The organism is Nonlabens sp. Ci31, from assembly GCF_012974865.1.
Classification (GTDB): Bacteria; Bacteroidota; Bacteroidia; order Flavobacteriales; family Flavobacteriaceae; genus Nonlabens.
Genome location: NZ_CP043633.1, coordinates 748,457 through 773,929, shown reverse-complemented (window position 1 = coordinate 773,929; position 25,473 = coordinate 748,457). Strand labels below are relative to the sequence as shown.

The 25,473-nt window shown below is 38.2% G+C and carries 17 protein-coding genes; 14 read left to right on the top strand and 3 right to left on the bottom strand.

The genetic code is table 11. The annotated features are described in order from the left end of the window. Positions 1 to 19: 19 nt before the first annotated feature. The 3 genes from F0365_RS03475 to F0365_RS03465 are packed head-to-tail and all read left to right on the top strand — an operon-like array spanning position 20 to position 4,343. Positions 20 to 1,420, top strand: coding sequence for a quinol:cytochrome C oxidoreductase (locus F0365_RS03475; RefSeq protein ID WP_169932417.1), 1,401 nt, complete (start codon positions 20 to 22; stop codon positions 1,418 to 1,420). 21 nt (positions 1,421 to 1,441) lie between these two features. After that, positions 1,442 to 2,518: a cytochrome c oxidase subunit II gene (locus F0365_RS03470; RefSeq protein WP_169932416.1), complete on the top strand. Its 1,077-nt coding sequence runs from the start codon at positions 1,442 to 1,444 to the stop codon at positions 2,516 to 2,518. Positions 2,519 to 2,522: 4 nt separating this feature from the next. Beyond that, on the top strand, positions 2,523 to 4,343 hold the full coding sequence (locus tag F0365_RS03465) for a cbb3-type cytochrome c oxidase subunit I (protein WP_169932415.1): 1,821 nt from the start codon (positions 2,523 to 2,525) through the stop codon (positions 4,341 to 4,343). A 72-nt stretch (positions 4,344 to 4,415) separates the two neighbouring features. Here F0365_RS03465 and F0365_RS03460 read toward each other — a convergent pair whose 3' ends face one another. After that, positions 4,416 to 4,922: a peroxiredoxin-like family protein gene (locus tag F0365_RS03460; RefSeq protein ID WP_169932414.1), complete on the bottom strand. Its 507-nt coding sequence runs from the start codon at positions 4,920 to 4,922 to the stop codon at positions 4,416 to 4,418. 206 nt (positions 4,923 to 5,128) lie between these two features. Between F0365_RS03460 and ruvB the strand changes: the two genes are divergently transcribed. The 10 genes from ruvB (at position 5,129) to F0365_RS03410 (ending at position 22,738) form a co-directional block, all read left to right on the top strand. Next, positions 5,129 to 6,160, top strand: a complete 1,032-nt coding sequence (gene ruvB, locus F0365_RS03455; RefSeq protein ID WP_169932413.1) for a Holliday junction branch migration DNA helicase RuvB — start codon at positions 5,129 to 5,131, stop codon at positions 6,158 to 6,160. Then, a complete protein-coding gene (locus F0365_RS03450) occupies positions 6,157 to 7,512 on the top strand; it encodes a cytochrome P450 (protein WP_169932412.1) in 1,356 nt (451 codons plus the stop codon). The genes ruvB and F0365_RS03450 overlap by 4 nt, the downstream gene beginning before the upstream one ends. Before the next feature lie 176 nt (positions 7,513 to 7,688). Continuing rightward, positions 7,689 to 9,977, top strand: a complete 2,289-nt coding sequence (locus F0365_RS03445) for an NADP-dependent malic enzyme (protein ID WP_169932411.1) — start codon at positions 7,689 to 7,691, stop codon at positions 9,975 to 9,977. 70 nt (positions 9,978 to 10,047) lie between these two features. Next, positions 10,048 to 10,629: a Holliday junction branch migration protein RuvA gene (gene ruvA, locus F0365_RS03440; RefSeq protein WP_169932410.1), complete on the top strand. Its 582-nt coding sequence runs from the start codon at positions 10,048 to 10,050 to the stop codon at positions 10,627 to 10,629. Between the two features lie 45 nt (positions 10,630 to 10,674). Further along, the gene (sprA, locus tag F0365_RS03435) at positions 10,675 to 17,853 is read left to right on the top strand and encodes a cell surface protein SprA (RefSeq protein ID WP_240961866.1); all 7,179 of its coding nucleotides are present in this window, start codon (positions 10,675 to 10,677) and stop codon (positions 17,851 to 17,853) included. Positions 17,854 to 18,038: 185 nt separating this feature from the next. After that, positions 18,039 to 18,416 (top strand): glycine cleavage system protein GcvH, encoded by a 378-nt coding sequence (gene gcvH, locus F0365_RS03430; protein ID WP_169932408.1) that lies wholly within the window; start codon positions 18,039 to 18,041, stop codon positions 18,414 to 18,416. Beyond that, the gene (locus F0365_RS03425; RefSeq protein WP_169932407.1) at positions 18,416 to 18,838 is read left to right on the top strand and encodes a VanZ family protein; all 423 of its coding nucleotides are present in this window, start codon (positions 18,416 to 18,418) and stop codon (positions 18,836 to 18,838) included. Before gcvH ends, F0365_RS03425 begins: the two co-directional genes overlap by 1 nt. Before the next feature lie 54 nt (positions 18,839 to 18,892). After that, the gene (locus tag F0365_RS03420; RefSeq protein ID WP_169932406.1) at positions 18,893 to 19,621 is read left to right on the top strand and encodes an energy transducer TonB; all 729 of its coding nucleotides are present in this window, start codon (positions 18,893 to 18,895) and stop codon (positions 19,619 to 19,621) included. A gap of 101 nt (positions 19,622 to 19,722) precedes the next feature. Beyond that, positions 19,723 to 20,523 (top strand): energy transducer TonB, encoded by an 801-nt coding sequence (locus F0365_RS03415; RefSeq protein ID WP_169932405.1) that lies wholly within the window; start codon positions 19,723 to 19,725, stop codon positions 20,521 to 20,523. A 100-nt stretch (positions 20,524 to 20,623) separates the two neighbouring features. Continuing rightward, positions 20,624 to 22,738 (top strand): hypothetical protein, encoded by a 2,115-nt coding sequence (locus tag F0365_RS03410; RefSeq protein ID WP_169932404.1) that lies wholly within the window; start codon positions 20,624 to 20,626, stop codon positions 22,736 to 22,738. Between the two features lie 12 nt (positions 22,739 to 22,750). Here F0365_RS03410 and F0365_RS03405 read toward each other — a convergent pair whose 3' ends face one another. Next, a complete protein-coding gene (locus F0365_RS03405) occupies positions 22,751 to 23,146 on the bottom strand; it encodes a group III truncated hemoglobin (RefSeq protein ID WP_169932403.1) in 396 nt (131 codons plus the stop codon). 128 nt (positions 23,147 to 23,274) lie between these two features. On the opposite strand from F0365_RS03405, the gene F0365_RS03400 reads away from it, so the two are divergent. Then, on the top strand, positions 23,275 to 23,988 hold the full coding sequence (locus F0365_RS03400; protein ID WP_169932402.1) for a zinc metallopeptidase: 714 nt from the start codon (positions 23,275 to 23,277) through the stop codon (positions 23,986 to 23,988). Between the two features lie 72 nt (positions 23,989 to 24,060). Here F0365_RS03400 and F0365_RS03395 read toward each other — a convergent pair whose 3' ends face one another. After that, positions 24,061 to 25,425, bottom strand: a complete 1,365-nt coding sequence (locus tag F0365_RS03395; RefSeq protein WP_169932401.1) for a saccharopine dehydrogenase family protein — start codon at positions 25,423 to 25,425, stop codon at positions 24,061 to 24,063. Positions 25,426 to 25,473: the final 48 nt, after the last annotated feature.

Below are 25,473 nucleotides of genomic sequence, written 5' to 3'. Positions count from 1 at the left end.
CCCTAGAAGATAGTGTAATATGTATAAGGTAACTAGCAAATTAAAGATTTTCGCAATCGTTCTGATGGTTGTTGGAGCACTGTTTACTGCGGTGGGATTTTGGGCAGTTCCAAGTTCGCAAGCTGTAGTTCAACAGATGATCGATGACGATGCTGCTGCTCATGGCAGTGGACATGGAACGGATTCAAACGAACATGGCGTAGCAGAGGATGCCCATCAAGATACAGGTCAAGCAGCTGCTCATAGCTCAGAAGAACATCCAACAGACGATGCTCACGCTGGTGGTCATGAGGACGAGCACGCAGAGCATTTATATCACCAACTACAAAACAGGCCATGGTCAGCGGTATATATCGCAGCTTTTTTCTTTTTTATGATTGGTCTAGGTGCTCTAGCATTTCTTGCTTTGCAAAAAGTTTCTCAAGCTGGGTGGTCTCCTGTACTTTTTAGAGTGATGGAAGGTGTAGGGAGTTATATATTACCCGGTGGGATTATCATGTTTATCCTCTTACTGTTTTCAGGTCTTCACATCAACCATATTTTTGTATGGATGGAAGAAGGGATTGATGTGGTAGGACATGAAAATTATGACGCACTAGTGGCTAGTAAAACAGGCTATTTGAATGTGCCATTCTGGTTGTTTAGAGCAGGGGCATTTCTTGTAGGATGGAACTTGTACCGATGGAATATTAGAAGATTCGGTTTAAAACAGGACGAAGCAAAGGATGGCGATATATCTTGGTATAAAAAAGGTTTTAAACACAGTGCTATGTTCTTGGTATTCTTTATGGTTACAGAATCTATCATGTCATGGGACTGGATCATGAGTCTTGATCCACACTGGTTCTCTACTTTGTTTGGATGGTATGTGTTTTCAAGTATGTTTGTCACTGCTATTACGACCATAGCATTAGTAACTATTTTCTTGAAGTCTAAGGGGTATTTAGAGTTTGTAAATGATTCTCATATTCATGATTTGGCTAAATTTATGTTTGGGTTTAGTATCTTTTGGACGTACTTGTGGTTCTCACAGTTCATGTTAATTTGGTATTCCAACATTCCGGAAGAGGTTACTTATTTTGTAACTCGTATTCAAGATTATAACATTCTTTTCTTCGGTATGGTGGCCATCAATTTCTTATTTCCAATATTGATACTTATGAATTCAGATTTCAAACGTGTTAATTGGTTTGTGGTTACCGCAGGATTATTTATTGTCATCGGTCATTATATAGATATATATGTGATGGTGATGCCAGCGACCGTGGGAGAATCTTGGTTTGTAGGTTTCCCAGAAATAGGTTCGTTCTTATTTTTTGCAGGAGTATTTATATTCTATATATTCCGTACGATTTCCAAAGCTCCTTTAATTCCTAAAGGGGATCCTTTTCTAGGAGAGAGTAAACATTTTCATTATTAAAAACAATAGAAGACATCTGTAATGACAGCATTTCTAATCATATTTATAGCAGCCCTTTTTGCCATTTCAGTTTGGCAAATATCTAAAATTGTATCTCTTGGTAAGGCACCAGAGCCAGATACTGACGCTGTAGAAGTCGCTAATGATGGCGATAATAAACGTCAAGGACAATACATGCTTATGTTCGGTATTGGACTCTATGTATTAATGATAGCTTGCTTTGTGGGTTATCAAGATTATTTTCTACCAGACGCTGCATCTGAGCATGGTGGAGAGTACGACGATTTGCTATTACTTACTACTGTAGTGATCATGATCGTACAGGTTTTAACACAAGGTCTATTGCATTGGTTTTCTTACAAATACCACGGTAGAAAAGGTCAAAAAGCATTATTCTATGCTGATAACGACCGATTAGAGTTTATTTGGACAGCTATTCCTGTAGTGGTGTTAGCCGGTTTAATTCTTTGGGGATTGTTCTCTTGGAATGATATAATGGACGCAAATATGGACGATGACCCTTTAGTTGTTGAAGTTTACGCCTACCAATTCGGTTGGAAAGTTCGTTATAGCGGTACAGATAATACTCTTGGTGATGCAAACGTACGTTTCATTGAAGGACAAAACATATTAGGTATTGACCCTACAGATCAGGACGGTATGGACGATCAAGTAGGAACAGAATTGCACCTACCTGTTAATCGACCTGTGATCTTTAAGTTTAGAAGTCAAGACGTATTACACTCCGCATACATGCCTCACTTTAGAGCTCAAATGAATGTGGTACCAGGCATGGTAACTCAATTTAAATTCAAACCTACGGTAACTTCTGAAGATTATAAGTCGACTGAATTTATGACTAAAAAAGTTCGTAAGATTAACGAAATAAGACGACAGAAAAGTAAAGAATTGATAGCTGAGGGTGATGTGGCTTTAGATCCATATGAATTTGAATACTATCTTCTTTGTAATAAAATATGTGGCGCTTCACACTACAACATGCAAATGAAAATCGTAGTGGAAAGTGAAGAAGATTACAATACGTGGTTAGAAACACAAACAACTTTTGAAAAAACTTTAGCTAACGCTGAAAATTAGAATTATGGGACAAGCTATTGCTGTTACTGCAGATCAAGGACAAAATGATGGTCATCACCATCACAAAGAAACCTTTGTTACTAAATATATTTTCTCTCAAGATCATAAGATGATTGCAAAGCAATATCTTATTACCGGTCTTATTATGGGGGCTATAGGTATTGCTATGTCGGTACTTATGAGAATGCAATTGGCAAATCCAGGTGAGCCAAACATGGTATTTCAAGCTTTATTAGGTAAATGGGCTCCTGATGGGGTAATGGATCCTAATATGTATCTAGCACTAGTTACTATACATGGTACGATCATGGTTTTCTTTGTACTTACTGCAGGTTTAAGTGGTACATTTTCTAACTTTTTGATTCCTTTACAAATTGGTGCACGTGATATGGCATCAGGATTCCTTAATATGGTTTCCTATTGGTTGTTCTTTATTTCGGCAACTATAATGATAGGTTCTTTATTTGTAGAGTTAGGTCCAGCTGCCGCTGGATGGACTATTTACCCTCCATTAAGCGCGCTCCCCGAAGCGATGGGTGGATCTGGATTAGGGATGACCTTATGGTTGGTTTCTATGGCTATTTTTATTGCATCTTCCTTATTAGGTTCGTTGAATTACATTGTCACCGTAATCAATTTGAGAACTAAAGGAATGTCTATGACGCGTCTTCCATTGACGATTTGGGCCTTTTTTGTAACAGCAATCATTGGAGTTGTTTCTTTCCCTGTATTATTAGCTGCTGCACTATTACTGATTATGGATAGAAGTTTTGGAACTTCCTTTTTCTTGTCAGACATTTATATAAAAGGAGAGGTGCTCGCACATCAAGGTGGTTCACCAGTTCTTTTTGAACACTTATTTTGGTTCTTAGGTCACCCAGAGGTCTATATTGTATTGCTCCCAGCTTTAGGGATTACATCTGAGGTTATAGCAACCAACTCGCGTAAACCTATTTTTGGATACCGTGCAATGATCGCTTCTATACTAGCGATTGCATTTTTATCTACTATCGTATGGGGACACCACATGTTTGTATCAGGTATGAACCCATTCCTTGGATCGGTATTTACCTTTACCACTTTATTAATCGCTATTCCTTCGGCGGTAAAAGCATTTAACTACATCACGACCCTCTGGAAAGGTAACTTACAAATGAATCCTGGAATGTTATTTTCTATAGGATTGGTTTCTACTTTTATCACAGGTGGTCTTACTGGTATTATTTTAGGAGATAGTACACTAGATATTAACGTACATGACACCTACTTTGTAGTAGCTCACTTCCACTTGGTAATGGGTATATCTGCTTTATATGGTTTGTTTGCAGGTGTTTATCACTGGTTCCCTAAAATGTTTAATCGCATGATGAACAAGAACTTGGGTTATGTACACTTCTGGTTAACAGCAATTGGTGCTTATGGAGTTTTCTTTCCAATGCATTTTGTAGGTATGGCTGGACTACCAAGACGATACTACACCAACACTAACTTCCCGTACTTTGACGATTTAGCAGACACTAATAAACTGATTACGTACTTTGCTATAGCAACTGCCTTTGCTCAGTTATTCTTTGTTTACAATTTTGTAAAGTCTATTTTCTACGGTAAGAAAGCTCCGGCAAATCCATGGAGCTCTAATACCTTAGAATGGACTACTGGTGACAAACATATTCATGGTAACTGGGATGGTCCTATACCGACTGTTTATAGATGGCCTTATGATTACAGTAAAGTAAATGAAGATGGTGAATACGTTATCTCAGATCAAGATTATGTTCCACAACACATTCCGATGCAGGAAGGTGAAGAAGAAATGAATCACTAAATAGTAAAGAATTATTTCAATAAAAATGCCGCTCCTAGAGCGGCATTTTTCGTTTTATTAGTAATAGGTGTATCAGACCTCTCCTCTTGCAGGATATTGTTTATTTTCTATATAATCAATTGCCTGAATGACATCGTCCAACTTCGGTCTTGTAAAAGGCATTGTCTGTACGGAAGAGAAGTATAAGGTTTGGTCAGCTTTTATTAAAAACATCCCTGGTTCAGAAAATAGTTCTGGCTCCTTTTCATTAATACCTGTGGATAAGTACAGTCCCCATTCTTTGGCTTGTTCTTTTGAAAGCCCATAACCTATAGGTAATTCTTCTACAGCCCATTCTTTTCCGGTTTTTTTAGATTTTTCTTCGCTATCCATACTGATGGCAATAACATGTATTCCTCTTTCTATAATTCTGCTTAGATTTTCCTTTACCTCTTCCAATTGCTTTCTACACACTGGGCAATGATATCCTCTGTAAAATAGGATTAGGGTATATTTATCTGCCTCTTGTTTTTTTAGGGACCAACTGGTATCATTGATAAGGGATAATTCTAAATGAGGTGTTTTTTCTCTTGGTTTCATTTTTTATTTTAAGATACACTTCTAAAGTGTCTGACCTTCACAAGGTCTTATTAAATGTACTACATCTTTTTAGTATTTCGCTTTCCTACCTGCTGGCATGTATGGCGGGAAAGTGAAACAGGGATTATAATTCATATATCACAATAGGCTCATACTTATTACAGAAATAATACAACTCACTGAATATGGAGTAGTATCTTTGAGATATGAATGAAAATATTGATCCTAGTGGTGACCATTTTTCCAATGAGGAAAACGACTTAGATAGAGCCTTAAGGCCATTGTCTTTTGACGATTTTGCGGGGCAAGATCAAGTATTAGAAAATTTAAAGATCTTTGTTGCCGCCGCTAATGGTCGAGAAGAAGCATTAGACCACACGCTCTTTCATGGACCTCCTGGTCTAGGGAAAACGACCTTGGCGCATATTCTAGCTAATGAACTAGGTGTGGGAATAAAGGTTACGTCTGGTCCCGTATTAGATAAACCAGGAGATCTCGCCGGATTGCTTACTAACCTAGACGAACGCGATGTTCTTTTTATAGATGAGATCCATAGATTAAGTCCTATAGTTGAGGAATACTTGTACAGTGCGATGGAGGATTATAAGATCGATATCATGATTGAGACCGGTCCCAATGCTCGAACAGTACAAATCAACTTGGCTCCGTTTACGTTAATCGGCGCTACCACGAGATCTGGATTGCTCACTGCTCCTATGAGAGCGCGTTTTGGTATTGCTTCTAGATTGCAATACTACAACACTGAAATACTTTCTACTATCGTAATAAGAAGTGCCGAGATATTGAACGTTCCTATAGTGCACAATGCAGCTATAGAGATCGCTGGTCGCAGTCGTGGGACTCCACGTATTGCAAATGCATTATTGAGGCGTGTGAGAGATTTTGCTCAAATAAAAGGTAATGGTACTATAGACATGGCCATAGCTAAATATGCGCTGGAGGCATTAAACGTAGATGCGCATGGTCTTGACGAGATGGATAATAAAATTCTCACCACTATTATAGATAAATTTAAAGGCGGCCCTGTAGGCATTACCACCCTGTCAACTGCGGTGTCTGAAAGTGCAGAGACTATTGAAGAAGTATACGAACCCTTCTTAATACAACAAGGTTTTATTATTAGAACTCCTAGAGGTCGCGAGGTAACTGAACATGCCTATAAGCACTTGGGGAGAGTGAAAGCAAACAATACAGGTGGTTTATTTAGTCAATCATGAGAAAAATAGAACAGATTCCAGCGCTTACTTTCCTTTCAAAATCACGACAGATTTATAAGGATCCGTTGCCATTTCATAGAGAGAATTTTAAAAAGTATGGCAATACGTTTAAAATAAGTCCCAAGCCAGGATTAATGATTCATTTTACCTGTGACGAAAAAATCACACAGCACATACTTCAAAAAAACCAAAAGAATTTCAATAAATCTACTTTACAAACGGAAGATCTTGGGAAGTACATAGGTCACGGTTTACTCACCGAGAATGGAGAAAAATGGCGTGCTAATCGCAAATTGATCCAGCCAGCCTTTTATAAAAAATCCATTTCGTCTCTGATGAGAACTATGGATGAAGTGATCCAGGAAGAATTTAATAAAATCAAAACAGACGAAGCAATTGACGTTTATGACGTCTTCAATGATTTAGCTTTTAAAGTTGTGGCACGTAGTTTATTTGATTTGGGTGATATCGATGATCTCGAAGGTAAAATATCAAGACTCCAGTTCATTACTGAGAAAGCTCAAAAAATGCTCATTAAAGAACTGAGGATTCCATGGATGAAATGGTATTTTGATCGGGAATGGCTTTCGGGAGAGAATAGCATACCCTATTCTTTAGAGCTTATTGAAGAAGCTCGAGATATTCTTAGAAACATCATTAATAACCGCAGGTCTAGCGATAGAGAACCTGGAGATCTTCTCGATATGTTATTGCACAGTACCTATGAAGATGGCTCCTACATGGAAGACGACCAGTTGGTCGATGAGATTTTGGTATTGTTTATTGCAGGTCATGAAACTACCGCAAATGCACTGAGTTTTGCCGCACAGTTGCTAGCTCAGCATCCAGAAACAATTGTTAAAGCGAGTAAGGAAATTGGTCATCTAGAAAATGAAGATCTGATGACTGGCTTGATGGCCATGCCGTATATCAAACAATGTGTGGATGAAACCCTAAGGATGTATCCTCCTGCATACGTGACTGATCGTGTTGCCTTAGAAGCAGATAGTTGTGAAGACGTAGAGATAAAAAAGGGCAGTATCTGGTTGATATCCTTTTATGAAATGCACCGCAGAAAAGATCTTTGGGAGGAGCCAGAGACTTTCCATCCAGATCGTTTTGCACCAGATAAGGCAAAGGCGTATAGAGATTTTTATTTTCCTTTTGGTGCCGGGCCTCGCATGTGCGTTGGGAATAATTTTGCGGTTTTTGAAATGATTTTGGTCATCGCTAGAATGTTGGAACGCTTTGAAATTACACCAGTACATGAGGATATCGATTACCATCCATTGATTACGTTGAGGCCTAGAAATGCGGATTTGGTTTTTAAAAAGAAACCAGACGCTTTATAAAGATTGGTGGTAGTTTTACTTTCTAATTTATTTTTAAAATAGGAGTTTATCCTTAGGTAGCTCAGTGCGAAAACAGCATCCCAAAATCCAAAATCCAGTTGCAATATTATCAAGTTCACAAATACTTAAAGCCACAATAGCATTACCTTTGTTTTTACTAAAATTCAAGTGGATTTATGAGTGAAGAAAGCAAAAGAAGAGAGGCCTTGGTATATCATGCAAAGCCTACTCCCGGAAAGATAAAAGTAGTTCCTACAAAGAAACACAGCAGTCAGAGAGATCTTGCGCTTGCCTACAGCCCTGGTGTAGCCGCACCTTGTTTAGAGATTGCAAAAGATAAATCAAATGTTTATAAATATACTGCCAAAGGAAATCTGGTAGCTGTAATTTCTAACGGTACAGCGGTTCTAGGACTGGGCGATATAGGTCCTGAGGCTTCTAAACCTGTGATGGAAGGAAAAGGATTGCTCTTTAAGATTTTTGCAGATTTAGATTGTTTTGACATTGAGGTAGATACCAAAGATGTGGAACAGTTCATACAAACAGTAAAAAATATCGCTCCTACTTTTGGAGGGATTAATCTGGAAGACATCAAAGCTCCGGAAGCTTTTGAAATAGAAAGAAGGCTCAAAGAAGAGCTGGATATTCCAGTAATGCACGATGACCAGCATGGAACAGCTATCATCTCTAGTGCTGCTTTATTAAACGCGCTAGAAATAGCAAATAAGAAAATAGAAGAGGTAAAGATCCTTATTTCTGGTGCTGGTAGTGCAGCGATTTCTTGTACGAGTCTTTATGTAAAATTAGGGGCAAGGAAAGAAAATATCATGATGTTTGATATCGACGGATTGATCACCAAAGATCGAACTGATTTAGGTCCAGAACAGATGCAGTTTGCTACAGATAAGCCAAAGATGAATTTACGGGAAGCCTTTAAAGGGACGGATGTATTCTTAGGACTTTCGGCAGGTAATATTGTGGATGGAGCTATGTTGAAATCCATGAATGAATCTCCTATTGTTTTTGCCATGGCAAATCCTACTCCAGAAATAGATTACCATACCGCGATGGCTTCTCGAGAAGATATCATTATGGCAACTGGGAGAAGTGACCATCCTAATCAAGTGAACAATGTTTTGGGTTTTCCATTTATTTTTAGAGGTGCGATGGATGTTCGAGCTACTAAAATTAATGAAGAAATGAAGTTGGCGGCCACCTACGCCATCGCGCAATTAGCCAAAGAACCCGTTCCTGAGCAAGTAAATATTGCTTATGGGGAATTAAAGCTAGCCTTTGGGAAAGACTATATTATTCCAAAGCCATTTGATCCTAGATTGATCTCAACTATTCCTCCAGCCGTAGCAAGAGCAGCTATGGAAAGTGGTGTGGCAAAAGAACCTATTACAGACTGGGAAAAGTACGAAGAGCAGTTGCTTAGTCGCATGGGGTCAGATAATAAACTGGTGCGTTTGTTATTGAATCGCGCAAGAACCAACCCTAAGAGAATTGTATTTGCCGAAGCAGATAACATCGATGTACTTAAGGCAGCGCAAATTGTAATGGAAGAAGGTATAGGGATTCCTATTTTATTAGGTCGTCGCGATATGATAGAAGAATTGATGGAAGACCTAGGCTTTGATCAACCTTGTATGATCATCGATCCTAAATCTGATGAAGAAAAAGCGCGTCGAGATCGATATGCTGATGAATTCTGGAAACTCAGACATAGAAAAGGAACCACACAATTTGACGCAGGAAAAACATTAAGGCAGCGTAATTATTTTGCCGCTATGATGGTGAAATTAGGAGATGCAGATGCGTTGATTACAGGCGTGGCACAATCTTACCCTATCTCTGTACGACCTATGATGGAAATAATAGGTAAAGCGCCTGGAGTAGATAAAATTGCAACGACTAACCTGATGATAACTTCACGAGGGCCGTTATTTGTGTCAGATACCTCTATTAACATCAATCCAGACGCATTAGAACTGGCTAAAATTGCTCAAATGACGGGTCGCACTGCAGCTATGTTTGGGATTTCTCCTGTAATTGCGATGACTTCTTATGCTAACTTCGGCTCTTCCTCGCATCCTCATGCGACAAAGGTTACTGATGCCGTTAAATATTTACACAAGTATTATCCTGATTTAGTAGTGGATGGAGAGTTGCAAACAGATTTTGCTTTAAATCCAGAGTTATTACAAAGTAAATTCCCTTTTTCTAAGCTCGCTGGCAAAAAAGTAAACACGCTGATATTCCCCAACTTAGAAAGTGCTAACAGTACTTACAAAATGCTCAAGGAATTGAACGGGATAGACTCGATAGGTCCTATCATGATGGGAATGCAAAAGCCGGTTCATATCCTGCAGTTAGGAGCAAGTGTAGATGAAATTGTAAATATGGCTGCAGTTGCCGTAATCGATGCGCAGCAAAAAGAAAAACACGCGAGTAAAAAGCAATAAAAGCCTTTATTGTCTTGACATTTGGTCGTTTATATTTTCTTACATTTGGCATCTTAAAATTTGTTAAATAATGATCGCACAACTGCAAGGAAAATTGGTGGAAAAAAATATGACAGATGTTGTCATTGATTGCGCTGGTGTAGGGTATTTGGTGGAAATCTCTTTACATACCTATTCTTTAATTCCTGAGGGGGAGGCTGTCAAATTATTTACCTATCAATTAGTCCGAGAAGATGCACACCGTCTTTTTGGTTTTGCTGAAAAAACGGAGCGAGAGGTTTTTAAATTATTACTATCCGTTTCTGGTATTGGAGCAAATACTGCTCGGACCATGCTATCGAGCTTAGATCCCAACCAAATTGCGCAGGCAATTGCCTCTGGAGATGTAAGAACCATACAGAGCGTCAAAGGAATAGGTGCAAAAGGGGCACAACGTGTCATTTTAGATTTGAAAGATAAAATATTGCAAGTGCTCGATAATCCACAATTAACAATGGTTTCAAGCAATACTGGAAGAGAAGAAGCGTTATCTGCTCTAGAAACCTTAGGATATATGCGCAAACAAGCTCAGAAAGTGGTGGATACAATTCTCTCTACTCAGCCAGATGCCACTACAGAACAACTTATAAAACAAGCACTTAAACAATTATAAGATTTGAGATATTGTAATAATAATCTGAGGACTTTTGTATTTCTTTTGTCTTTGTTTGTTTTCGCTTTCGCGAAAGCGCAAGAGCCACCAGAAACTCCTCAAGACTCTATTAAAACAGGGGTCCAATTAGGTTCCTTAAAATTGCCAGATCCACCTAGTATAACCACATTGTACACCTATGATGCAAATCTTGATCGTTACGTGTACTCCAGTTCTTTTAATGGTTATAACATTGATTTCCCATTTATTCTTACTCGTGAGCAGTATTTAGATCGCGTACTTAAGCAACAAATGAAGGATTACTTCAGAGAAAAAGCGGCTGCAATAGCTGGTAGAAATGAAGAAGATAAAGCTAAACAAAAAGATTTACTTCCCAACTTCTATGTGAATTCTGATCTTTTTGCTTCTATTTTTGGAGGCTCAGAAATAGATATCGACCCCCAAGGATCTGTAGAAGTAGATTTAGGTTTGTTATTCAACCGTTCTGATAACCCAAGTTTCTCGCCTCGTAATCGACAGAATCTTACTTTTGATTTCAATCAAAGAATTAATTTAAGTCTGGTAGGTAAGGTAGGAACACGTTTGCAGGTAAATGCCAACTACGATACACAAAGCACCTTTAATTTTCAAAATCAAATCAAGCTAGATTATACCCCTACTGAAGATGATATTCTTCAGAGTATAGAAGTAGGTAATGTCGCGATGCCACTTAATTCTCAATTGATACGTGGTGCACAAAGTTTGTTTGGTATCAAAACAGAATTGCAATTCGGTAAAACCAGCATTACTGCCGTATTTTCTGAACAACAATCAGAATCTAGAACCGTACAAGCTGCAGGTGGAGCGACCGTAAATGATTTTGATTTTTTCTCCCTAGATTACGATGAGAATAGACACTATTTCTTATCGCATTACTTTAGAGATAATTACGATAGTTCTTTACAGAATTATCCGTTTATCAATAATAATATACAGATCACACGTGCCGAAGTATGGATTACCAACAGAGGTAACAGAACTCAAGATGTACGTAACTTAGTGGCCATTCAAGATATAGGAGAATCGGACCCTGCTAACGTAGGACTAGACACAACACCTAGTGGATTTTTAAATGTGCCAGCTGGAAATTTCCCAGATAATGCAAACAACGACTTTAACCCTGAAGGAATTAACGGTGGAGCGCAAACGATTTTAAATTCTCAAATTCGAGATATAGCTACGGTACAAGCAGGTTTTGGAGGAGCAAACGTGAATGAAGGTTTTGATTATGTCACTTTAGAAAACGCTCGTAAATTAACGCCTCAGGAATATACGTTAAACACTCAACTGGGGTATATTTCCCTAAGGCAGCGATTGAATAATGATGAAGTTCTTGCGGTATCTTTTCAATATACCGTAGGAGGAAAGGTGTATCAAGTAGGAGAATTTGCAAACGACGGTATCATCGCAACAGACGTAGTCGCAAACCCCAATCCTAACCAGCCGCCAGTAAACAATCAAAGTTTGGTTGTGAAATTATTGAAGAGTAACCTAACTAACGTTAGCGAGCCTATTTGGGACTTGATGATGAAAAATATTTATAATCTAGGTGGTTTTCAATTGACCCAAGAAGATTTTAAACTAAATATCTTTTATCAATACCCGCCAGAGCTCAATTACATCACTGCAGCAGAAGGTACCATGACTAATCCAGCAGTCGCTTTACCAGCCGATGTGGATCAAACCACCTTGATACGGGTTTTTAACCTCGATAGATTAAATCAACAGCAAGATCCACAACCTGCTGGAGATGGGTTCTTTGATTTTGTTCCTGGACTCACCATAGACCCCCAAAATGGGCGCATTATTTTTACTACGGTCGAGCCTTTTGGTAGTCATCTGTTTAGAAAATTAGATAATACGCCCGGTGCCGGGCCAGAAGATTATAATGATCCTACTACTTATAACGCTAACCAAGCGCAGTATGTGTACAGAGATATGTACCGCACCACAAAAGCGCAAGCTTTGCAAAGTGCTGATAAAAATAAATACTTAATAAAAGGAGAATACAAAGCAACTGGGCAGGAAGGAATTCCTATTGGAGGTTTTAATGTTCCCAGAGGTTCTGTTACCGTAACAGCTGGTGGAAGAACACTTCAAGAAGGCATAGATTATACAGTGGATTATCAATTAGGTAGAGTGATTATTCTCGATCAGGCATTGTTAAATTCCAATACACCCATCCAAGTCTCTACAGAAAACAATTCTGTTTTTAACCAGCAAACCAAACGTTTTACGGGTATCAATGTAGAACATAAATTTAGTGAGGATTTCATATTAGGAGGGACCTTCTTAAACTTAAAAGAACGACCGATTACTCAAAAATCTACCTACGGATTTGAGCCTATCAATAATACCATTATGGGTGTCAACTTCTTGTACAATACAGAAGTTCCTTTTCTAACCAGACTGGCAAATAAACTCCCTAATGTAGATACAGATGTCGCCTCAAGTTTATCAGTAAGAGGAGAGTTTGCATATTTATTTCCTGGATCTCCTGCTGGTGATAATTTTGGGGGTCAAGCGGCCGCATATGTAGATGATTTTGAAGGTTCACAAACCTCTATTGATATTTTGACACCATTCTCTTGGTCACTTGCTAGTGTGCCTAAAGCTTTTGAAGGGGTAGGTAGTACAGCAAATCAACTGGCTTATAACTTTAGTCGTGCTAAGATGGCTTGGTATACTATCGATCCTATATTTTATGGAAACCAGCGACCAGCTGGAATTACAGATCAAGATGTTTCTGATTACCGAACAAGAAGAGTGTTTGTAGATGAAATTTTTCCTAATGTAGATTTACAACAAGGACAACAGCAAGTCATCAACACCCTGGACATGGCTTATTACCCTAATGAACGTGGTCAGTACAATTATAATCCGCAGGCGGCTGGGACAAACATACTTCCCAACCCACAAGATAATTGGGGTGGAATTATGCGCCAGTTTTCCAGTACAGACTTTGAACAGACCAATGTGGAGTATATGCAATTCTGGATTATGGATCCATTTCCATATGACAGCACCAATGATGGAGGAACCATATCCATTAACTTAGGAAGCATTTCTGAAGATATTTTAAAAGATAATAGGAAGCAATTTGAAAATGGACTACCTAATGATGGTGGTACCTTACTTACTACAAATACAGCTTACGGAAAAGTTCCAGTAAATCAGTCTTTAGTTTACGCGTTTGATACGCAAGGAGCCGAGCGTAATAATCAAGATATAGGTCTTGATGGGTACAGCGATAATGAAGAATTAACAGATTTTCCAGCTTTTGGGCCTCTAGATCCAGCGGGTGATAATTATGAGTTTTTTGTAGCAGCAAGTGGAGATATCCCTATGCGCTATAAGAACTACAATGGTACAGAAGGTAATTCACCGACAGCCGTTACTCAAGATAATCGCGGTTCTACCACCTTACCCGATGTAGAGGATATCAACCGGGATAATACGATGAATACTATTGATAGCTATTACGAGTATGATATCGACATCTATCCGGGAATGGACGTGACAAATAGCGAGTATATTTTTGACACAAAAACAGTTCAGTCCACACTACCTAATGGGAACCAGATCAGTACAAGATGGGTGCAATTTAGAGTGCCATTAAGTGATCCCAATCGAGAGGAAATAGGCGGTATTGCAGACTTTAGAGCCATACGTTTTATGAGAATGTACCTTACAGACTTTGAAGTAGATACGTTTTTAAGATTTGGTTCTTTAGATCTAGTACGTGGAGATTATAGAAGATTTACAGATTCATTGGACGAGACAGATCCAATCGCATCAGATGATCCTACCGTTTTTGAAGTAGAAGGGGTAAATATTGAGAACAATGAAGCTCGTACACCTATTCCATATAGATTGCCTCCGGGAGTAGAAAGGGAGGAGCTGAGAACTCAAAATCAAAACATACGCCAGAATGAACAATCCCTTGCTCTTAGGGTTTGTGATTTAGAAGCTGGTGATGCGCGTGGAGTTTTTAAGAACATTAGAATAGATATGCGTCAGTATGAGGCACTTCAGATGTTTGTACACGCAGAGTCTTTAGTCAATGAGATGTCTGCTGGAGATGACGAACTAGAAGCATTTGTTAGAATCGGTGTTGATTATACTCAAAACTTTTATGAAATTCGACTCCCATTAAAACCAACGGCATTTGGTACAGATGTGCGAGAAGAAATCTGGCCTCTAGCAAATAATTTTGATATAGATCTTGCTTTACTTCAAGAAATTAAAGCTCGAGTTTTAGGAGACAACGGTTTGAATATTAGTGATCTTAATTTCTTTGATCAGGTAGATCTTGATCCTAGTAGTGCTGGAGAAGAAAATCAACAAAAATATGGTATCAAGGGGAACCCTAATTTCGGTGATATACGCGCCATGATGATAGGTGTGCGTAATGCTACTAACAGTTCTATTTGTGGTGAAGTATGGTTCAATGAAATGCGACTGTCAGGATTGAAAAATCAAGGGGGTTATGCTGCGGTGATGAATATGGATGCAAACATTGCAGATTTTGCCAGTGTAAGCGCTACGGGAAGAAGAAGTACGATAGGTTTTGGAGCTATTGAGCAAGGGCCACAAGAGAGAAGTCGTGAGAATCTCACCCAATATGATGTCACCACTAATGTAAGTCTGGGTAAACTACTTCCAGAAAAATGGGGCGTTTCCTTACCCTTTTCTTATAGCATAGGAGAAGAAACGATTACACCACAATTTGATCCTCAGTTTGAAGATATAGAGTTAGAAACAAGACTTGATAACGCCATTAGTGATGCAGAGCGCGATGCTATAAGAGAACAGTCTGAAGATTATACTAGAAGACAAAGCGTTAACTTAATAGGGGTGCGTAAAGAACGAACTGGCGATGCAACACCCATGCCTTATGATATAGAGAACTTCACCTTTTCAGGCTCTTATAATCAGACCGACCAACGTAATTTTGAGGTAGAGAAGTTTCAAGACCAGTCTGTAAATGTAGGTGGAACTTATAATTATGCTTTTCCTAAAGCTGATTTAGAACCATTTAAGAATGTTAAATGGTTTGATAATTCCTATTTAAAATTTGTAAAAGACCTTAACTTTAATCCGCTACCTAATAATTTCTCAGCAGGGTTAAATGTATTGCGACAGTACAATACTCAAAAATTCCGTGATTTACAGTTGGACACAAACCCAGTAGATTTAAATGGAGATGGTCTCCCAGACGCTCAGAATATTACGCTGGCACCCTTGACCAACCGTAACTTTACCATGAATCACCAATATGCTATTAATTGGGATCTCACGAAATCATTACAGGTAAATCTCTCTGCAAATAACGACCGTTTGATACGTAGCTATGTAAATGAGGACAGTACGATTGATGAGACTTATACCTTATGGACAGACTTTTTTGACGAGGGAATTCCCAACTCGCACTCCCAACAATTGCAACTTACTTATAAGCTGCCTTTTGATAAGTTTCCTTTTCTTGCTTTCGCGAAAGCGAACTACACCTACACCTCTAACTTCAACTGGACTCGTAACCAGCAACAATTTGCGCAGTTGGACGACATTCCAGATTTAGGAAATTCCATACAAAATGCCAATACGCACCGTATTAATGGTACGCTAGACTTAGACAAACTTTACAAGTATGTTGGTTTAGAAAAAAAGAAATTTGGCTTTGCCGCAAACAATGCGACCAGATCTAGAAATAAGTCTAGAACGAGAACTAGAACACCACCGCCTCAAACCGAAGAAAAAAAGGCTGATCAACCAAAAGTTCCTAAAAAGAACTTCGGTAATCAAGCATATAATACGTTGATAGGCGTAGTGACTTCGGTAAAAAGAGCACAAATTAACTACCAAGAAACAAATGGTATTTTCCTACCAGGTTACACTCCAGATATAGGTTTTATAGGTACTTTAAAACCTACCTCGGGTTTTGTTTTCGGCAGTCAGGCTGAAGTGCGAGATCTTGCTGCAAGACGCGGCTGGTTAACGCTATATCAAGATTTTAACCAACAATATAGTGAGGTAGAGACACGTCAACTTGATTTTAATTTTAATGTAGATTTATTAAAAGATCTTTCTATTGATATTTTAGGAAATCGTGCCTTTCAAGAAACTTATTCAGAAAATTTCCGAATAGACGAAGACGACTTAACCTATCAATCGCTTACCCCTAACAACTTTGGTAACTTTAATATTACCAATTTAATGATAGGTACGGCCTTTCAAAGTAGCACTATAGACAATTCACCTACTTTTGATACATTTAGAAGCAATAGACTAGCCGTTGCTGATCGACTGGCGACTGAGTTTTATGGAACAAATGCTTTTACAAGAGATACAGATGGTTATCCACAAGGTTTTTCTAGAAATAGTCAGCAAGTATTATTGCCGGCCTTTTTAGCTGCTTATGAAGGTAGGGATGTTGGTAAGCAGGATTCTAATGCTTTTAGTGATATTCCATTACCTAACTGGACAGTGAAGTACACCGGTTTGATGAATTTAAAGTGGTTCAAGAAGAGATTCCGGAGGTTTTCCATCAACCACGGTTACCGCTCTAGTTTTACAATCAACCAGTTCCAGACCAATTTGGATTATGCAGAAGGTAATGGAGCGCTTACTTACCAAGATCAAGTAGGAACTAATGCATTGAATCAAAACGGCGATTTTAAATCTAGAAACCTATACTTCAATATCAATCTTGCAGAGCAGTTCAGTCCCCTTATCAAATTAGATTTTGAGATGAAGAATTCAATTTCTGTCGCTGCCGAATTGAGAAGAGATCGAGCTATTTCTTTGAGTTTTGATAACAATTTGCTTACAGAGATTAATGGTAATGAGTTGATACTAGGACTGGGTTACCGTATCAAAGACTTGAGGTTTAAAACTAAAGTAGGAGGTAGAAGTACCGTTATCAAGAGTGATTTGAACTTGAGGTTAGATGGTTCGGTTAGAGATAATGTCACTATTGTAAGATATCTAGACTTGGATAATAGTCAGGCAACGGCTGGACAGACTATTTATGGTCTTAAGTTTACAGCAGACTATAATTTAAGCACCGCTTTTACGGCGATTTTTTATTACGATCACACGTTCTCAGAATTTGCCATTTCTACAGCCTTTCCACAAACTACTATACGTAGCGGATTTACGTTGAGGTATACATTTGGTAATTAAAATTTCAGGAAATTGGATTGATTATGGTCAGGGATGGAAGCAACGTATTTCCAAATCCCCCTAGAATTTTCCAGTATTTAATTTGATTTATAAAAACAAAAGATCGATTAATAATAAATAAATCTTTTAGCGTCTGAGTTAATAGATAGAGTTATCTTAAATTTACGCTTTCTAAAATATACACAATGAATATCCCATCAGAATTAAAATACACTAAAGATCACGAGTGGATCAAAATAGACGGAGACGTTGCTACAATAGGTATCACAGATTTTGCTCAAAGTGAGTTAGGAGATATCGTTTACGTAGAAGTAGAAACAATAGATGAGACCCTTGATCAAGAAGAAGTTTTTGGAACGGTAGAAGCAGTTAAAACGGTTTCTGATTTATTTCTTCCACTAACTGGTGAGATCACAGATTTTAATGAAAAGTTAGAAGATGAGCCTGAATTAGTAAATTCAGATCCTTATGGAGCTGGATGGATGATTAAAATGAAGTTTACAGATGCTTCTCAAATTGAAGGTTTGCTTAGTGCTGACGCTTATAAAGAGCTTGTAGGGTAATGCAAAGACTTATTTACTGGTTAGCGCCATTATACACTGCTGCTATCATAATAGCATCATTAATAAAAAATCCTGCGCCACCAGTAAATGTTCATCATGTAGATAAAATATACCACGCTGTTGCGTATTTAATTATGACACTAGTATGGTACTTCTATTTTTACACGCGTTACTTGAGTAAACAAAGCTTCACTTCTATTAGAGTAAGCACCATTCTTAATAATTGGTCGCGTACTATCGCTATAGGAGCCGCAGTTTTCTCTTTTTTGGTGGGTGTTCTTGTTGAATTTGGACAAGAATATATCGCAGTGAATAGAACTATGGATTTTATGGATGTGCTGGCTAATATTGCTGGCATTATTATTGCAATGTTTATGCTATTAATTATAGATAAATTTTTTAACAAACAGAAAACAGCATAAATCTTTTATTAGCACAAAGATTTGGTTATTTTTAGCCTCTTAAATACAGCCATTATGGAAGTAAAGAAATCGGAAAAAGCAGATTTACGTAAAAATATTACGCTATATGCCCTGTCAGGGTTAGCGTTTATGCTATTGCTGTCGTGGCAAGCATTGGAGTATGAATCTAGAACCGTAGTGGTTGAAGAGGTTTTTCAGGAACCAGAAGAATTCTTTATTGAGGAGGAAATTCCTATCACTCAAATGCTGGATACACCACCACCACCACCACCACCGCCACCAGCGCCGGAAGTTATTGAGATAGTTAAGGATGAAGTGGAGATAGAGGAAGTAATTATTGAAGATACAGAAACTGACGAGCAAGAAGAGATCGTAGAGATTGATGAGGTTTCTGAAGAAGTAGGTGTTGAAGAAGTAATTGCTGACGTTCCTTTTGCGATTATCGAAAATGTGCCAATCTACCCTGGTTGTGAGGATATGAAAAACAATGCAGACCGCAAGAAATGTATGAGTGAGAAAATTACAAAATTTGTAAACAGAGAATTTAATACAGGTCTAGCAAATGAATTAGGTCTTTCAGGAAGACAGAAGATTTCTGTCCAATTTAAAATCGATTCTAAAGGGAATGTAGTAGGGATTCAGTCCAAAGCAAAACATCCTAAACTGCAAAGTGAAGCTGCTAGAGTTATCAATAAATTGCCTGCTATGACTCCAGGAAAACAACGAGGTAAACCAGTAGGGGTTATCTATGCATTACCGATCATATTTTCAGTACAAGATTAAAAAGGTACTTTTTAATATATGAAATCCCCAACCAGAACAGGTTGGGGATTTTTTTTGGTATGCTTCTTGACTCCTCCTTGGAATAACATAAACCATTTATTATGAATACTTCAAAAGAGGAAAGAGGTGCTGCAACACCTCAGAACACTCGTAGAGCGGATAAAAAAGCCGCGAACACCAAAGTAAACTCAATTATTAATTTCCAGATTGGATTGATTGCTGCGCTGGTTGCCGCTTTCCTTATTATCGAACTGACGACGGCAATACCAATAGAAAAGAAACCGTTAGCAATCACAGTTGATATGCCCTCTGATGAACCCTATTTAGGTAAATTCATGATCATACCCAACGAGGATTCTAAGCCTAAAATTGAAAAGGTAAAGCCTAAAACTCCTAAAGTAGATTCTAATAAGCCGCCTCAAGTGATAAAAGATAATACTCCAGATCTTCAGGATTCAGATAAAACACCTGAGGTGCCTGTAAAGACCACACCAGTAAAAACCGGTACAACAGAAACAAAAACAGCCCCTTTAGTACCTAAAAATGAAGTGTTAACTTCTGTTCATGAAGTGCCACTATTTCCTGGCTGCAATGCTGCAATGGATCGAGAAGAACGAGTGGTATGCCTGAATAAAAAAATGGCGCGTTTTATACAGCGTAAGTTTGATACAAGTCTCGCAAATTCTGTAGAAGGAAAAGATATGGTAACCATATATGTTCAGTTTACGATAGGTACAGACGGGTTCCCTAAAGATATAATAGTAAAAGCTCCTAATGAGGAATTAGAAAGGGAAGCTTATAAAGTAATTTCCAAATTGCCTGAAATGACCCCTGGTAAAATTAACCATAGGGCGGTTAACGTGATTTACTCACTGCCTATCAGATTTCAAATAAATGACTGATTCCAGTTGTCTTTTCTATTTTTAAAGCCATGAATTTTCATGGCTTTTCTATTTTAGGACACTTATTAAAACAAGTATATTTGCTACTTATTAAGAAGCTATGAAATTTCTATATACGTTCCTTTTCTTGACACTATCTAGCGCTGTCTTTGCCCAGTCAGATATTGAGAGATTCCCTGTTTTTGAAGAGTGCAAAGATAAAGCTATCGACCAATTAGAAGATTGTTTTTACAGTACACTCTATGGGCAACTTAAAGAGACCTACCAGCATCCAGTAAAGAACGATAGCATACCTAATCAATCAGTCACCATGCGATTTGAAGTAGATCGTGAAGGTAGTTTTGTTTTGATACGAACAGATGCTTTAAAAGCTTCCTTAAAGGAGGAGATGATCAAGGCATTTGAAAAGCTACCTAAGGTAGAGGCGCCTACTTTTAATGGCGACCCAACTTACATGCAGTTTATCCTTAATATTCCTGTTCCTATGAAGGAATCTGGTTCTTTTCAAGTCTATAGCAATTCCAATAATGATGCAAAAAAGCAGCAAAGAAAGAAGCAGGTGGAAGACAGTCTCGCTTTCGCGAAAGCGAATGAAGATTACAGCAGCATCATAAGCGACCAGTACGATAGAAATCAACTGAGGTCTGATGCCATTATTCCGCTCTCCTATCAACGATACCATCGATACGAAGCGGCTATGAATCGTGTAGGGAATAACGCGCATACCGCTGTAAAACCTTATACCTTCAATTATGTGGATCAGTATTTTGACCTAGAAGCAGAAAGAGAGTCACTTCTTAAAGATCAAAAGACTTGGTTAGGTCGCAAATGGTATAATGAGCACTTTTTTGAAGTAGCTGGTAAAGACTATTGGTTTGTGGTAGATCCAGGAGTAGACCTACAAGTCGGTAAAGATTCTAGGGATGATGTGAATACATACAATAATACCAGATTAGTAAATGTAAGTGGTGGAATAGGAAGTCAGATTACTTTTGGTACGAATATACAAGAATCTCAAGCAAGATTTCCAGGCTATTTTGAACGCGAAGTAAGACTGCGTGCCCCAGATGGTGGTAATCCTGGGATCGTTCCTGGAAGAGGTATTGCTGAGGATGGCGGTGAAAATATCTTTGATTATCCAGTAGCAACAGGGTATATCAATTACAAGCCCAGTAAATACTTTGATTTACAATTAGGTCATGGACAGCATTTTATAGGTGACGGTTACCGCTCTTTAGTATTGAGTGATAACTCGCAACCATTTCCATATTTTAAGCTTAACGCTAAATTCTGGAAATTAGATTACACGGTTTTATATACCTCTTTAAGAGATGTAAGATCTGAAGTAACTGCTGACGATTCCTTCCGCACGAAGTATATGACGCATCACTACTTAAGCTGGAACGCAACAAAAAGATGGAACATAGGGCTTTTTGAAAGTGTGTTGTGGCAGGATGATAACCAGAGAGGTTTTGATTTCAATTATGTTAACCCGGTCATTTTTTATCAATCCATAGAATTACAAACAGGTTCTCGTGGTGGAAATGCCTTATTAGGTATTACGACAAAATATAAATTCAGTGATCGTTTAACCGGTTATGGGCAACTAACTCTAGATGAATTCTCTGGAGCCTCGGTAGCTAGTGGTAATGGAAGTTATCAGAATAAAAGTGCTTATCAGCTGGGTATGAAATGGCAAAACGCGTTTAAAGTACCTAACTTAATGATGCAATTAGAATACAACAGGGTACGACCTTATACCTATTCTCATAATACTGTCGTTCTTAATTATGGTAATAGCAATCAAGCACTGGCGCATCCTTGGGGTGCTAATTTTTATGAAGCCATCTTAATAGGTCGTTATACAAAAGACCGCTGGTACGGAATTGCCAAAGCTATTTATGGAGAACGAGGTTACGATATCCTTCAAAATGGAGATAATGCTTTCTATGGAGGGAATATTTATGGTTCTGAAGATGATCGTGTTTCTGATAACGGGAATGAAACCGTGCAAGGTAATATCTCTAATTTCTTTTATGGACACCTAGAAGCCGGCTATGTAATCAATCCTGCCAGCAGGTTAAAAGTTTTTGGTCAAGTCATTTACCGCAGTCAGAATCCGCGATTTAATAATGATTTTGTACGTAGTGAAAGCACTATGTGGCTCAATATTGGATTGCGTACTGATATTATGAACTGGTCTTTTGATAGATAAATCAACGGATCATTAATTACTTCTAGCCTCAAAGATTTTTATAAATAATATACTGGCCATATTTCGAGCACGTCTTATGGCAAGATCTGCTATTGGGCCTTCATACAATTCATTTATGGTTGCTATCCAAAGGTTGATCCAGATGCCAAAGTGATTCATCTCTATAGAATTATTTTCCTGTTGATCTAGTTTTTGATGCGCTGTTACTGGGTTTCCTTGATAGCCTTTAGTTATGAATAAGCTGCTTTCCCAAAAGTCAGTGATATGATCTAAATGAGCAGGCCAGTTCTTTATAGTCCGATTAAAAATGGGTCCTAAAGTATCTTCAGATCTTATTTTCTTATAAAACTTGCGCACTAGGATTTGAATATCTGCTCTATTTGTTATGTCTTTTTTTTTTGGTTTCAAAAGCTTTTTATTCAAGTTCTCTGCAAGTTAGTTTTAAAGTTAAGGAAGTAGAGCTCTGCTCAAAAAAAAATTATTTCATTTGCTTTCAAAAACTTAACTTTAAAGCTTATTGTTCTAAACAATAAACTATGATGGGTGGTGATTTAACACGTTATTATATCATCGGCGGACTCGTAATGCTGGTGAGTATGTTGGTCAGTAACAAGCTTAAATCTAAATTCAAGTATTACTCTCATCTAAGACTTAAAAAGGGTATGAGCGGTGCAGAAATTGCTCAAAAAATGTTGGATGATAACGGAATAACAGATGTAAAGGTGATTTCTGTAGCAGGCCAACTTACCGATCATTTTAATCCAAAAGATAGAACGGTAAATCTAAGTGAGGCTGTTTATACGCAAAGAAATGCGGCTGCTGCGGCGGTTGCAGCGCACGAAGTAGGGCATGCGGTACAGCATGCTACAGCTTATTCTTGGTTGGGCACGCGTTCTACATTAGTTCCTTTAGTCCGTATTGCTTCTAAATATTCACAATGGGTGATTATAGGAGGAGTAGCTCTTGCGGCAAGTACGGCCTTGGGCCAATGGGTCTTGCTGTTAGGAATCATCATGTACGGGATGGGAACTTTATTTGCTTTTGTAACGCTACCTGTGGAGTATGATGCAAGTCATCGTGCTCTGGCCTGGTTAGAAAATAATAGCATGCTGACTCCAGAAGAACATGCTGGAGCAAAAGACGCCTTAAAATGGGCAGCTAGAACTTATCTAGTAGCTGCTATAGGTTCACTGGCTACCTTGCTTTATTTTATTTCTATATTGTTGACTAACAGATCTAGAAATAATTAAGTAAATCAAAACAGCCTGTTGTTACTTTGGTAACAACAGGCTGTTTTTTAACTTAAAAGATATTAGTTCTTACTATAAATGCAGTTTATTATAGCCTAGATATTCAGTCTCGTTTTCGCGAAAGCGAATGCCATGCTCTTCTAATTCTTTAAGAATAGGATTGTATACAGAAGCCTTAATTGGGATTTGCACACCAGGTTCTGTAAACTCTCCATTTAAAATTTTCAAGGCGGCAATGGCAACAGGAAGCCCAACGGTTTTGGCCATGGCAGTTTGTAATTCTCCATCACCTAAACATACCATGGTGCTGTCTATTTGTTTCTTTTCGCCATTTAATTCATAGCCGAATTTATGATACATCACAATCATATCTTTTTCGCCTGGTTGCAATGTCCAAGAATCTTCTAATATAGATTGCAGCATTTGTGCTGGGGTCGCTTCCTTAAGTCCGGTTTTTTTCTCGTTATTAAATATATCCAGCTCCTCTAGTTTGAGCCACATAATATCATCTTGATCTATTTTTAGTTCGTGGCGCATCTTTAATTCCACACTATCAGTAGGAGAATAAGGAAGAAAACTATTGATAAAATCACGGTAGGTCATGTTTTCAGATCCTTCTAGTACATAGGTGTCATCTGTCAATCCTAGCTGTACGAACATATTCCATGCTTTGCTAAAGCCTACACGTCTCATAGTACCTCTATATAAGGTAAGAATATCCTTGAGGCCATAAATATCTTTATACTTAAGACTGTTTCTGTTTGCCAAGGCTTCAAAGCGTCCGTAGCCTTCGACATCTAGCATCTCAGTTCTTCTAAAAAGTCGGTTATATGGGATGTATTTGTATTTGCCTTCTTGAAGGAATTTTGCGGCACCACCTTGACCAGCGGTGACTACATTACGAGGATTCCAAGTAAATTTATAATTCCACAGATTGTTATCGTCTTCTGGGGCGACTAGTCCGCCTGTAAAAGATTCAAAAAGCAGTAATTTACCTCCTTGGCCTGTGATGCGGTCAATAATTTGCATGGCGCTCATGTGATCTACTCCAGGGTCAACACCTATTTCATTCATAAAAATGAGTCCCTTTTCTTTCACTTCTTTGTCCAGAGATTCCATTTCTGGACTCACGTAACTAGCGGTAACCATGTTTTTATTAAAAGCGACACAGTCCTTAGCGACTTCGATATGAAACCTTGCGGGCAGCATGGAGATCACGATATCGGCTTTTTGAATCTGTTTTTTGCGTTGCTCTGGCTCAAAAATATCTAATTCCAACGCGGTGGCGTTTTCATGGTTTTTACTCAGGAATTGAGCGCTTTGTAAATTTTTATCGGCTATAAGGAGCTTTAAATTATGTTCCTTAGATTTGTTTAAAAGATGATCTACCAGTACTCCTGTAGATTTTCCGGCACCTATTATTAAGATGTTTCGCATGGCTGTTGTATTTTAGTGCCAAGTTAAGAGTCTTAAGTTAAATTTAAA

Coding starts and splice junctions, on each gene's coding strand:
- F0365_RS03445 (WP_169932411.1), top strand. CDS start 7,689: ATGAGTGAAGAAAGCAAAAGAAGAGAGGCCTTGGTATATCATGCAAAG.
- ruvB (WP_169932413.1), top strand. CDS start 5,129: ATGAATGAAAATATTGATCCTAGTGGTGACCATTTTTCCAATGAGGAA.
- F0365_RS03410 (WP_169932404.1), top strand. CDS start 20,624: ATGAAATTTCTATATACGTTCCTTTTCTTGACACTATCTAGCGCTGTC.
- F0365_RS03460 (WP_169932414.1), bottom strand. CDS start 4,922: ATGAAACCAAGAGAAAAAACACCTCATTTAGAATTATCCCTTATCAAT.
- F0365_RS03420 (WP_169932406.1), top strand. CDS start 18,893: ATGGAAGTAAAGAAATCGGAAAAAGCAGATTTACGTAAAAATATTACG.
- F0365_RS03395 (WP_169932401.1), bottom strand. CDS start 25,425: ATGCGAAACATCTTAATAATAGGTGCCGGAAAATCTACAGGAGTACTG.
- F0365_RS03425 (WP_169932407.1), top strand. CDS start 18,416: ATGCAAAGACTTATTTACTGGTTAGCGCCATTATACACTGCTGCTATC.
- F0365_RS03415 (WP_169932405.1), top strand. CDS start 19,723: ATGAATACTTCAAAAGAGGAAAGAGGTGCTGCAACACCTCAGAACACT.
- F0365_RS03470 (WP_169932416.1), top strand. CDS start 1,442: ATGACAGCATTTCTAATCATATTTATAGCAGCCCTTTTTGCCATTTCA.
- F0365_RS03475 (WP_169932417.1), top strand. CDS start 20: ATGTATAAGGTAACTAGCAAATTAAAGATTTTCGCAATCGTTCTGATG.
- ruvA (WP_169932410.1), top strand. CDS start 10,048: ATGATCGCACAACTGCAAGGAAAATTGGTGGAAAAAAATATGACAGAT.
- F0365_RS03450 (WP_169932412.1), top strand. CDS start 6,157: ATGAGAAAAATAGAACAGATTCCAGCGCTTACTTTCCTTTCAAAATCA.
- F0365_RS03400 (WP_169932402.1), top strand. CDS start 23,275: ATGATGGGTGGTGATTTAACACGTTATTATATCATCGGCGGACTCGTA.
- gcvH (WP_169932408.1), top strand. CDS start 18,039: ATGAATATCCCATCAGAATTAAAATACACTAAAGATCACGAGTGGATC.
- F0365_RS03465 (WP_169932415.1), top strand. CDS start 2,523: ATGGGACAAGCTATTGCTGTTACTGCAGATCAAGGACAAAATGATGGT.